The organism is Psychromonas marina, from assembly GCF_030161115.1.
Classification (GTDB): Bacteria; Pseudomonadota; Gammaproteobacteria; order Enterobacterales; family Psychromonadaceae; genus Psychromonas; species Psychromonas marina.
This window is the reverse complement of the sequence record NZ_BSPQ01000001.1, coordinates 632938-645295: the sequence shown is the minus strand read 5'-3', so window position 1 is coordinate 645295 and position 12358 is coordinate 632938. Positions and strand designations below refer to the sequence as shown.

Sequence of the window (12358 nt, the reverse complement as noted above, 5' to 3'; positions counted from 1 at the left end):
TTTTTAATGCGCGTAATTAATGCACTTATTAAAGTGCTTTAATTGTCGCAATTTGCTCATTTAGCTTGTCACAAGTTGTTTGTAACTCAGCTTGTTTCGCACGCTCTTTCGCAATAACCGCTTCTGGTGCATTGCTAACAAAACGCTCGTTACTTAATTTACCTGAGATTTTACCTAGCTCTTTATCCGCTTTTTCTAACTGCTTAGATAAACGGGCAAGCTCAGCATCAACATCAATTAATCCCGCCATTGGGATTAATAGCTCAAGCTCACCCACAAATGCGGTTGCAGAAACAGGCGTTTCTTCGCCCGTTGCAACAATCGTTACCGAATCAAGTTTGGCAAGTGCTGCTAGGAAAGCGTCGTTTTCAGCGAAACGACGTTGATCTTCCGCAGATGCGTTTTTAGCTAACAAGTTAAGCGGTGTTTTTGGACTAATATCCATTTCACCACGGATGTTACGAATCGCAACGATAACCTGTTTAACCCACTCAAGATCTTGTACCGCTTGTGCATCGTTAAGTGCTTCATCTACTTTAGGGAAGCTTTCAAGCATGATGCTCTCGCCACCTAAACCAGTAACACCTTTCACGCGCTGCCAAATCTCTTCGGTCATGAACGGCATGATTGGGTGTGCTAAACGTAGCAGTGTCTCTAGAACTGAGATAAGCGTATTACGTGTACCACGTTGCTCCGCTTCACTGCCTTTGAACAATACCGGTTTAGTTAGTTCTAGGTACCAGCCACAGAACTGACTCCAAGTGAATTCGTACAAGATGTTCGCCGCTAAATCGAAACGGAAAGTATCGAGAGCATGCGTGTATTCAGCAATGGTATTTTGCAGTTGACCCTGGATCCAGCGATCCGCAAGGCTAAGTTGCATTTCGTTACCTGCATCTGCGCCGAAACCAGAAGGATTTTCCTCTGAGCTCATCAATACATAACGGCTTGCATTCCATAGTTTGTTACAGAAGTTACGGTAACCTTCTAGACGGTTCATATCCCAGTTAATATCACGACCCGTAGAGGCCATTGCTGCTAGTGTGAAACGTAGTGCATCGGTACCATGTGCTTCAATACCACCTTCAAAGGCTTTACGCGTTTGCTTTTCAATTTTCTTCGCCATTTGTGGTTGCATCATGTTGCCACAACGTTTTGTCACTAGGCTTTCTAAATCGATACCGTCGATCATGTCTAGCGGATCTAATACGTTACCCTTAGATTTAGACATCTTATCGCCATTTTCATCACGAATTAATCCCGTTACATAAACGGTTTTGAACGGCACTTGTGGTTTGCCATTTTCATCTTTCATGAAGTGCATGGTCATCATGATCATGCGCGCAACCCAGAAGAAGATGATGTCAAAACCAGTTACTAAAACGTCAGTCGAGTGGAAGGTTTTAAGATCCATGGTTTGTTGTGGCCAACCTAGCGTAGAGAATGTCCACAGGCCAGATGAGAACCAAGTATCTAATACATCTTCGTCCTGTGTTAATACGAGAGAGTCATCAAGGTTGTTTTCGCTGCGCACAGCCGCTTCATCGTGACCAACGTAGACTTTACCTGTTTCGTCGTACCAAGCTGGGATACGATGTCCCCACCAAAGTTGACGCGAAATACACCAATCTTGTACATCGTTCATCCAAGAGTTGTACATGTTTTCGTACTGTTGTGGTACGAATTTGATATCGCCGTTAGCTACCGCTTCAGAAGCTGTTTTAGCTAGTGGTGCAACACGTACATACCATTGGTCAGTTAGCATCGGTTCGATAACAACACCACCACGGTCACCATAAGGAACGGTTAAATCGTGTGGTTTGATTTCGTCTAATAGACCTAATGTTTCAAGTTCAGCAACAACTAATTTACGTGCAGCTTCACGTGTTAAACCTTGGAACTGTTCAGGTATATCAGTTGCGTAATCATCGCTTTTTTCGCCATTGCTGTTAAACACTTCTGCTTCAGTGCGAATGTTTGCTTCAAAATCTAATACGTTGATCATTGGAAGTTTGTTACGTTTACCCACTTCGTAATCGTTAAAGTCATGAGCTGGTGTTATTTTCACACAGCCGGTGCCTTTTTCCATGTCAGCGTGTTCGTCGCTCATGATTGGAATCAGACGATCAGTAAATGGTAATTTTACAAATTTACCGATAATTGATTGGTAACGTGGATCATCTTTATTTACCGCAACACCGGTATCACCGAGCATTGTTTCTGGACGTGTTGTTGCAACAACAATGTAATCTTTACCATCAGCAGTTAATACGCCATCAGCAAGTGGGTAACGGAAATGCCACATTGAACCTTTAACATCTTTGTTTTCAACTTCTAGATCTGAGATCGCAGTTTGTAGTTTTGGATCCCAGTTAACCAGACGCTTACCACGGTAGATAAGATCATCGTTGAAGAGGTCAACGAAGGTCTTTTTAACTGCTTCCGATAGACCTGCATCCATCGTAAAACGCTCACGATCCCAATCTACAGAGGTACCTAAACGACGCATCTGCTTAGAGATGTTACCGCCTGACTCTGCTTTCCAGTCCCAGATTTTGTCGATGAAGGTTTCACGACCGAGCTCTTTACGTGTTTGACCTGTTTCAGCAAACAGTTTACGTTCAACAACCATTTGTGTTGCGATACCTGCGTGATCCGTACCCATTTGCCAAAGGGTATTTTTACCCTGCATACGTTGGTAACGAATCAAGGTATCCATGATCGTATCTTGGAAAGCATGACCCATGTGCAGACTACCCGTGACGTTTGGCGGTGGGATCATGATACAGTAGCTTTCTTTGCTCGTATCACCGTGTGGTTTGAAATAACCTTTCTCTTCCCAGTCTTGGTAGTTCTTTTGCTCTATCGCACTTGGATTATATGTCTTTTCCATTACTTATCTTCTGTTTGGTTGTTTGAATTTGGAGTATCAGCAGTTTCGGTGGATGACACTTCTTTTGAAGGTTCATCTGCTGAAAGTTTTTCTGTTGATAGTGAGTGGCCTAATTTTTTATAGGCGCTATAGCGTAAACGTGCTGCCATTTTTAATTGTTCATCACTGGGAACAAAATCAATAATTTGTTGAAAATTACTGGAAAAATCGGGCAACTGTAAACTTAAATTTATCAATACCGGGCACGGATGTGTCGGTGGCATCCAGCTTATCTCTACGGGCGTGCCAAACGCTGGCCCCTCGCCAAGCAAGTTGTGGGGTACAAAACTATCCCCATCAAATTGCCAAAGATATTCATCGACCATAAACGCGTCTTGTTGATTATCGGTATAGATAAAGACTTTTCTATTCTGCTGATAATAAAAAGCCGCTAACGAGCAGGCCTGCGCAAAATGCGCAGGAATTTGTTCGCTAGGAGACTCATCGAGAATATAAAAAGTTACTTGGCTCATACTTCGCTATTTTCGTTTTCGCTACGGTTAATCAAAAACTGCGTTAACAAAGGAACAGGGCGACCTGTTGAGCCTTTGTTAGCGCCCGCTGGGCGCCATGCAGTCCCAGCCACATCTAAATGTGCCCAGTTATATTTTTTAGTGAAACGAGAAAGGAAGCAAGCCGCAGTGATAGTACCTGCAGGTCGTCCGCCAATATTAGCCATATCGGCAAACGGGCTTTCAATCTGTTTTTGGAACTCGTCATCCATCGGCAATTGCCATGCTTTATCACTAGACTGCGTTGCTGCAGTTAATAGTTCATGTGCTAAGCCTTTATGTGGGCTTAACATTGCGCTGATATTATGACCTAATGCCATAATACACGCACCTGTTAGTGTTGCTATATCAACAACGCATTCAGGTTCAAAACGCTCAACATAAGTGAGTACATCACATAATACTAAACGACCTTCTGCATCGGTATTTAATACTTCAACGGTTTGTCCTGACATAGTCGTCAAAATATCACCTGGACGGTAAGCATTTGACGACGGCATGTTTTCTGCGCCCGCTAAAATACCGATAACATTAATCGGTAGATCTAATTTTGCTAATGCCTTCATGGTACCAAAAACAGAAGCTGCACCACCCATGTCGTATTTCATCTCATCCATGCCTGCGCCTGGTTTGAGTGAAATACCACCTGAGTCAAAGGTTAAACCTTTGCCAACCAATACGATTGGTTTTTGATCCGCTTCGCCACCGTTATAACGCATGATAGACATGTATGCAGGGTTATCAGAACCACGTGCCACCGCTAAATAACTGTCCATTTTCAGTTCAGTCATTTGCTCTGTATCAACAATTTCAGTTTCAATTTTATCAAAACGCTCTGCTAATGCTTGTGCTTGCTCTGCTAAATACAGCGGCGTACAGATATTTGGCGGCATATTTGCTAAGTCTTTACAGTCTTTTGAACCCGATGCAATGGCAATACCATGCTGCAGTGCAAGTTCTGCGCGGGGTAACTCTTTACGGCTTGGTACGTTAAAGGTTAGTTTGCGCAGTGGGCGACGTGACTTATCTTTATTGGTTTTGAACTGATCAAAACTATATAACGAGTCCTGTGCCGATTCTACCGCTTGGCGTACTGCCCAGTAAGTATCACGCCCTTTAATATGCAGCTCTGAAAGAAAACAGATTGCTTCTAAAGAGCCCGTATCGTTCAAGGTTGCAATCGTTTTAGCAATAATTTGCTTGTATTGTGTTTCTGTTAATTCGCGTTCTTTACCACAACCTACTAATAATACACGTTCACTTGGCACGTTAGGCACATGATGCAAAAATAGTACTTGCCCAACTTTTCCTTCAATATCACCACGGCGTAATAGTGCCGTTAAGTAGCCATCGCTGATTTCATCCAATAATTCAGCTGCACCTGATAATCGACGAGGTTCGAATACGCCAACAACAATACATGCGCTACGCTGTTTTTCTGGGCTACCACTTTTTACAAGAAATTCCATATATACCCTTAATGCGGTGATTTTAATTATATTAATAATGCTATATTTACAAAAATAGAGAGCCGTTATTTGAAAAGTAATCACTTAGGTGATTGTTATTTAAGCTCACTTATAAATTGCGAAATGCTTATTTAAAACATTCAACTACACTTTTTTAGTTTGAATGAACTATAAATAGCTTCGCTCTGACTATTTACTATTCAACTTACAAAAACTTATCTGTTTTTTGTAAGTTTGAGTCGTTACAATATAGTCATTATATTTAAATTCGATAAACAGCAATTTTACCGTAATTACTTGCTTAATCCACCATTTTAATAATTCTAATTTCAGACTGGAGAACAGGGTGATACTTCTTCGTTACCTCATGCTAGAAACATTTAAAAGCCAAGTGGGTATTCTATTTGTTTTACTGCTTATTTTTGTAAGCCAAAAATTTATTGTGATTCTTGAAAAGGCGATTAATGGCGTTATCCCTCCAGATCTTGTTTTAACATTGCTTTATCTTAATTTACCGACACTTGGCACACTCATGCTGCCAATTAGTTTTTACTTGGCAATACTTTTTGCGCATGGTCGCTTGCATGGCGAGAGCGAAATGGTGGCGATGACCTCATGTGGTTATAGCCCTAATAAAGTATTAAAAGCGACCTTGGTGTTATCACTATTTACCTTTGCTTTTGCATCATTTAATAGTTTATATCTTGCTCCTCTTGCTGAAAACAAAATGGTTAGCGTGATTGAAGAGGCTGAATCCGATGCCGGTGCAGCAACACTCATCGAAGGGCGTTTCCATCAAACGTCCGATAAAGGTGGTGTTGTGTATGTTGAAAAATTTAATAAAGGGCAACAATTAGAGCGTGTCTTTGCGGCGCATTGGCCTAAAGAGGAAAATAGAGCACCTTCTGTGATTACCTCATTGACCGGCAGTGTTGATAATAAACAAGATGGCACCTGGCTAACATTGAATGATGGGCAACGTTATGCCGGCATCGTTGGACAAGCTGATTTTGATAATAGTCACTTTGATAAATTCGAAGTACATATTGCCAACCGTGAAGTGACTGAAAAGAAACGTGGTGTAGAGGCATTAACAACAGCGCAACTATTTTCCGTTAAAGATCCAAGTTACCAAGCTGAGCTGCAGTGGCGTTTTGCGATCCCTATTTCGATATTAATGATCACCTTTTTAGCTGTTCCAATGGCTAAAGTGAATCCTCGACAGGGGCGATATGCAAAACTACTACCAGCACTTGCACTGTATTTGACGTTTTTCCTTTTGCTAAGTACATCAAGGAGCTTAATTGAAGACGGCACGTTACCTGCGTTCACTATTTGGATGGTGCAGTTACTTTTCTTGGGGGCTGGTATTATATTGCACTTACAAGCATTAGGTAAATTTTCAGGTCCTAAAAAGCGTAAAAAAATAATCAAGGCTGAAGCATAATATGATGGGAATTATCGATCGCTATGTGGGTAAAACAATTTTTGCTTCTACCTTTTTGAGCCTGTTTGTTTTAATTGGATTAAGCAGCATTATCAAGTTTGTTGAGCAGATGAAAAATGTCGGCCAAGGTACTTATGATGTATGGAGTGCCGCTTACTTTGTGTTGCTTAAAATGCCCGTTGAGATTGCTGTGTTTTTTCCTATGGCGGCATTAATTGGTGCATTAATTGGCTTGGGAAGCCTGGCAAGCAGTAGTGAGTTGGTGGTGATGCAAGCAGCTGGGCTATCTAAAATGCGTATCGCTGGCGCAGTATTGAAAACGGCGATACCGATGGTGCTCGCTGTGATGGTATTAGGTGAATTTGTCGCTCCTGCAACCGATAAAGAAGCCTATTCGATGCGTGATCAAGCGCGTAATGGCGAAGTGAAAGTGAGCAATAAATATGGTGTCTGGGTAAAAGATGGCGACGCATTTGTTAGCATAGGTCGCATGAATAGTCAGTCAGAGCTATTTGATCTGCAGCTGTATTTCTTTGATAAGACGATGCAACTTGAGCGTGCTGTTTTAGCAAGAAAAGCGGTTTATCAACAGGGGAACTGGGATTTGACTAATGTCAGCAGCTCTTATTTTTCAGCCAATAAAATGGAAGTGTCTGTGATGGATGACTATACCTGGAAAACTGAATTAACCCCTAAAAAGTTAGAGGTTGTTTTAAGCGATCCGGATAAAATGTCGATGCGCGATGTTTATAACTACATCACTTATCTAGAGATCAATGATCAAGATGCCAACCGTTATTGGTTAACTTTTTGGCGTAAAGCGGTACTGCCTTTTACCATCGTTGTTATGATGATGCTTTCTGTATCATTTATTTTTGGTGGGTTACGAACAGTAACGATGGGAACTCGCCTTATTTTTGGTATCGCTAGTGGCTTCACTTTCCATGTGTCGGGGGAGTTATTTGGTCCTGCGAGTTTGGTCTTTGGGCTGCCGCCAATATTAGGGGCGTTGCTACCGAGTATATTGGTATTAGCAATTGCGATGTATCTACTTAAAAGGCAAAGCTAAAAAACGCTTAAAGCTAGAAGGCTGGAACGCATAATGCGCAACAGCCTTAAAGCCTTACAGCTATTTTTTATCTTCGTCCATAAAACCCATCCCTTTAAAGCCTTTCCAAGTGCTGAGTTCTTTGGTTAATACAACCACTTCACATTCAGCCCATAAATCTTGGAATGCATTACGGTTTTTCATTAGTACTAGCAAGTTGCCTAGTCCGAATGCAGAGGTTGCCATACGAATCAGTGCTTGGGTGAAGCCAATGTTGCTTCCATCACTATTTTGCACACGTAAACGCCATGCTTTCATACCAATGGTTTGACCTCCTTTACTCCAAAAGTAACCATAGAAACCCACGATAACAAGGGTTAGGTAAGCCGCGAATACACCACTTCGTGAAAGGTAATCAGCGATATCTTGGTAAGCGTCTAAGTTAATTAAACCCATATTGTTAATGATAATAACCACCAGTATTGCAAAAATCACCGAGAACATTAATACCGCAGCCAGTGCAAAGAGATCATAAATATAGGCACCTAAGCGCTTAAATAGATTTGCGCGAGGGCAGGTTTGATATTGTTCTTGGAGAGTTTTTTTCGATACTTTTTTCTGATTACGCTTAGCCATGATTGTTCCTCTGAAAATAGAAGTCAGCAGTGTAGCATTTTGTTATGCAATTATAAGAGCGCAAATATTAATTATGTGATTAACATAATTGAGATAAGTTAGCCTGATTGCTCTCTTTTTGAGCGGTTAGTGGTGGCTGGGTTAAAAATACTTGTTTGTATATTATCGATGGGTATAATCAATCTCACTAACTAGTCAGCTATTTTATTTAGTTAACTAAATGCCGTTGTGGTGGAATTGGTAGACACGTCGGATTCAAAATCCGATTTCGAAAGAAGTGACGGTTCAAGTCCGTCCAGCGGTACCAAACAAACAAAAAAACCGATATTTATGTAAATGAATATCGGTTTTTTTGTATCTGTAAGGAAGTAACTAACAGCCTCAAAATCTCTATACCTCAAAGTATGCGAAAGAAGTGATGGTTCAAGTCCGTCCAGCGGTACCATACAAAGGATGAAGCCTCGATCTCTTATAAGAATAAATATTGGGGCTTTGTTATATCTACAAAAATGTAATTATAAGTAGATACTTCGCGAATTGCCTTAATCCCAACCGGCCTCTACCCCCCTAATTTTCTTCTCGTTTGGTACTCAACTATGTGCTTATGGTTTGATACTGGTGGTAAAGCATCGAAGCTAAGTCATAAAAATAACGGTGAAATTTTCTCTGAAATTGAAATTTACGATGGTGAGCATGTAGTGGTACGGCAAAGGCAAAAATTGATGAATAGTGTTTTATTTTTAAGCTAACTTTTGACGCTATGGTAATATGCTCTAAATATATGTCCTCGCCCTTTTAGGACTTTTCTGTTTTTATATGCCCATAAACCTTCTCATATTTCGGATATTTTAATGCCAACTTCTAATAAAGGAAAAATCTTCGCCTTTGCTGCGATTTTATTTATTGCCTTAAACCTTCGAGGGCCTTTTACCAGCTTAGCGCCTGTTCTTGGTCAAATTATGGAAAGCCTCACTCTTTCAGCATCTGCCGCTGGTATGTTAACAGCGCTGCCTCTACTGACATTTGCTTTCTTCTCTCCCTTAGCGGCAGGTTTATCTCGTAAGTTAGGGTTGTACCCAAGCTTATTAGCTGCTCTTGTAGCGATAACTAGTGGCATTGTACTTCGTTCTTATGGGACTGAAATCCCCTTATATTTAGGCACTATCTTGATAGGTGCAGGCATCGCCACTGGCAATGTTTTGCTTCCTGTTGTGGTCAAAGTAAACTTTCCAACTAGAATCGCCACTATAACGTCACTTTATGTTTTTACTATGGGGATTGGTTCGACGTTAAGTGCAAGCTTAATGGTGCCGCTTTCAAATATCAGCTTTGCTCATATGGGGGGATGGCAAATAGCTTTATTATTTAATTTAATATTTCCAGTTTTAGCAATAGCGATTTGTTTGCCATTAGTGTTGAGTCATAAGAAAAAAACACAAACTAATAAGCAAAAAATACAAACGGATCATAATCAAACGACTATTACTCAATTGCTTAGATGTCCGGTTGCATGGCAAGTGACGCTAGGAATTGGACTAAACTCCTTCACATTTTACTCCTTGGCAGGGTGGTTACCCAAAATATTGAGTGATCAGGGGTATAATGAGATAGATGCTGGCTACATATATGGATTACTACAATTTTCAACCATGATTCCTGGGCTTTTATTACTTCCTATTCTTTCAAAAACCAACAATCAAAGATCACTTATTTCAATCTGTGCATTTTCTGTTTTTGTTTCGCTAGTAGGAATGGTTTTTTCTCCACAATATGCACTGCTTTGGGTTAGCCTATTTGGATTAAGTAATTGTGCCACGTTTATTATCGCTATTTCATTTGTTGGTATGCGAACGGCAAATTCAGGGCAAGCGGCTGCGCTGTCCGGGCTTTCACAATGTATTGGTTATGGCTTGGCGGCAACAGGGCCTTCGCTTATTGGTTATCTTCACTCGGAGACTGAAAGCTGGGCTGTGCCGGTACTCACTATTGCTGCCGTCGCACTATTATGTACTTTATTTGCTAATTTAGCGGCTCGAGACAAAAAAGTTCAAGTCCGTCCAGCGCAGACAAGCAAATAAAAAAGTCTTAATACGGAAACTAGTTTGATTTTTCTGGCGATAGAAAAATTACCATATTCCACCTATTTTTATCTAAATATGTGGGGGGAATGTATTATATTAGAAGCTCTCGCATGCTCTCTATTCGCTATAGAGAGCATGATTATCCATTCAGGTATCATCACGATGCCAGATGCTAAAAACTATTCAGTCGCATTAAACCGTTGCTGATTGAGCATAACCTTGTTTTTGAAGTTGTAACTCTGTTTTTAATCCCATTAACAAACTGACACACATCAGTAGCAGAATAATCGTAAACGGTAACCCGGTTGAAACCGTTCCTGCTTGCAGTGCTTGAATTGCCTCCGTGCCACCAATCCATAATAATGCCGCTGCAACAACGCCTTGTGTTGTAGCCCAGAAAATACGTTGTGGAACCGGTGCATCAACTTTTCCGCCTGACGTAATGCTGTCGATAACGAGTGTTGCAGAGTCAGATGAGGTGATAAAAAACACCATGATTAAGAGAATCGATAATAGCGAAGTAACCATGCTCATCGGCATCACATCGAAAGCATGAAATAAAGATAATGTAATGTCAGATAGCCCGTTTTGACCTAGCTCACCCACTTTGTTCACCATTTGATCAATTGCGTTACCGCCGAATACCGTCATCCAAAACATCGTGATAATTGTTGGGATAAACAAAACGCCTAATAAGAACTCTTTGATTGTTCGCCCCTTAGAGATGCGTGCGATAAACATGCCGACACATGGTGACCACGAGATCCACCAAGCCCAATAGAAGATGGTCCATCCATGCATCCAGGCATCATCTTCTCGACCGTTGGGGATACTTAAAGGGATGAAGTTTTCTATGTAACCCATTATGGTCACTGGCATATATTTTAATACGATAGTAAAGGTCGTAATTAAAACAAACATTAACAGTGCAAAAGCCGCTAGCATGTTGATATTACTCAACAGTTTAACACCACCATTGATGCCTCTAATAACGGATATTATTGCCAATACAGTAACAAAAACAATGAATAATAATTGTGTGGTAATGCCGTTATCTATGCCAAATACATGGCTGAGACCACTGGCTGCTTGTTGGGCACCTAAGCCTAATGATGTTGCTAGACCGAACATCGTGGCAAGTACTGCAAGTATATCAATACAGTGGCCAAACCAACCCCATGTTCTGTCACCTAAAAGAGGATAGAACACTGAGCGCATGGAAAGTGGTAAGCCTTTATTATATGCAAAGAATGCCATTGATAGCGCAACAACCGCATAGATTGCCCAACCATGAAAACCCCAGTGGAACATCGTTGCACCCAATGCCATTTTTACCGCTTCATCAGTATAAGGTTCTACGCCGAGTGGTGTTTCAAACCACGCTGAGTAATAAGCAGCAGGCTCAGCAATACCCCAAAACATCAGGCCAATACCCATGCCTGCTGAAAATAGCATTGCCATCCACGATAATAATGGGTAATCAGGTACGCTATCTACCCCACCGATACGAATATTTCTGAAGGGAGATATAATTAATACGAGACAGAATAGAACGAAAAAGTTTGCAGACCACATGAATAGCAGATCAAAATGTTCAATTATTTTCCATTTTACACCATCAAGGGCATCTTTTGCTGTTCCTGGATCAACGGCTAATAAAGCGATAACAAACAAAAAAATCAAGCCTGCACTAATCCCAAAAACCTGATTATGAACATCAAATCCCCATTTCTTTATGTTGTCCCGACCTATTTCATAGTCAGTATTTTCAATACTATATTTGTCGTTAGATTTTCTCATGCTTTCTCTTGGATGTGGATTTTATAAAAAAATAAGGCGGCTATGATAACAGGCTTTTTGGTGATTAATTGTTTATCGAAGTGGTGCTGTGGTAGGTTGATTTTTCAGGTTGTTTTGTGTGATTTTATTGTTTGCTGAGCGGGTTGGTTTTCTTCGGTGGCGTGTAATGAACAGGTAATAATAGAGTCTTATTTTTTATATTTATTTTTTAAGTGTCTTAATGTAATAGTTGCGTTTTATTCATGCTTAGTCGTTATTAGGCTCAATGCTTAGCGATATAAAGTAACATAAAGTACGAACTGAAAAAGAGTGGTAGGTAACCTTTTCTTCAATTTAGCTTATCAGATGCGTGAATTTTAGTTTTATCTTGAGCTCGGATGTGACAGATGAACATTCGTACCTAAGTTCTTTGGATGTCAGCAATAGCATGATT

At 40.7% G+C, this 12358-nt stretch carries 8 protein-coding genes and 1 tRNA gene; 4 read left to right on the top strand and 5 right to left on the bottom strand.

Annotated features, from left to right (window positions below):
- Positions 1–28 precede the first annotated feature (28 nt).
- Genes QQK09_RS03065 through pepA form a run of 3 tightly spaced genes read right to left on the bottom strand, consistent with a single transcriptional unit; the run spans position 29 to position 4913 of the window.
- Positions 29–2893 (bottom strand): valine--tRNA ligase, encoded by a 2865-nt coding sequence (locus tag QQK09_RS03065; RefSeq protein ID WP_284202646.1) that lies wholly within the window; start codon positions 2891–2893, stop codon positions 29–31.
- The gene (locus tag QQK09_RS03060) at positions 2893–3405 is read right to left on the bottom strand and encodes a DNA polymerase III subunit chi (RefSeq protein ID WP_284202645.1); all 513 of its coding nucleotides are present in this window, start codon (positions 3403–3405) and stop codon (positions 2893–2895) included. Before QQK09_RS03060 ends, QQK09_RS03065 begins: the two co-directional genes overlap by 1 nt.
- Positions 3402–4913, bottom strand: a complete 1512-nt coding sequence (pepA, locus tag QQK09_RS03055; protein ID WP_284202644.1) for a leucyl aminopeptidase — start codon at positions 4911–4913, stop codon at positions 3402–3404. The genes QQK09_RS03060 and pepA overlap by 4 nt, the downstream gene beginning before the upstream one ends.
- A 346-nt stretch (positions 4914–5259) precedes the next feature.
- On the opposite strand from pepA, the gene lptF reads away from it, so the two are divergent.
- The gene (lptF, locus tag QQK09_RS03050) at positions 5260–6360 is read left to right on the top strand and encodes an LPS export ABC transporter permease LptF (RefSeq protein ID WP_284202643.1); all 1101 of its coding nucleotides are present in this window, start codon (positions 5260–5262) and stop codon (positions 6358–6360) included.
- A 1-nt stretch (position 6361) separates the two neighbouring features.
- Positions 6362–7429 (top strand): LPS export ABC transporter permease LptG, encoded by a 1068-nt coding sequence (lptG, locus tag QQK09_RS03045; protein ID WP_284202642.1) that lies wholly within the window; start codon positions 6362–6364, stop codon positions 7427–7429.
- A gap of 60 nt (positions 7430–7489) precedes the next feature.
- Here lptG and QQK09_RS03040 read toward each other — a convergent pair whose 3' ends face one another.
- A complete protein-coding gene (locus tag QQK09_RS03040; RefSeq protein WP_284202641.1) occupies positions 7490–8044 on the bottom strand; it encodes an RDD family protein in 555 nt (184 codons plus the stop codon).
- Positions 8045–8266: 222 nt separating this feature from the next.
- On the opposite strand from QQK09_RS03040, the gene QQK09_RS03035 reads away from it, so the two are divergent.
- Positions 8267–8351: transfer RNA gene (locus QQK09_RS03035), tRNA-Leu, on the top strand.
- Between the two features lie 544 nt (positions 8352–8895).
- Positions 8896–10122 carry an MFS transporter gene (locus tag QQK09_RS03030; RefSeq protein WP_284202640.1) on the top strand — a complete coding sequence of 409 codons (1227 nt, stop codon included), beginning with the start codon at positions 8896–8898 and terminating at the stop codon, positions 10120–10122.
- A gap of 195 nt (positions 10123–10317) precedes the next feature.
- Here the strand turns inward: QQK09_RS03030 and QQK09_RS03025 are convergent, their stop codons facing one another.
- Positions 10318–11925, bottom strand: a complete 1608-nt coding sequence (locus QQK09_RS03025; protein WP_284202639.1) for a BCCT family transporter — start codon at positions 11923–11925, stop codon at positions 10318–10320.
- Between the last annotated feature and the right edge of the window lie 433 nt (positions 11926–12358).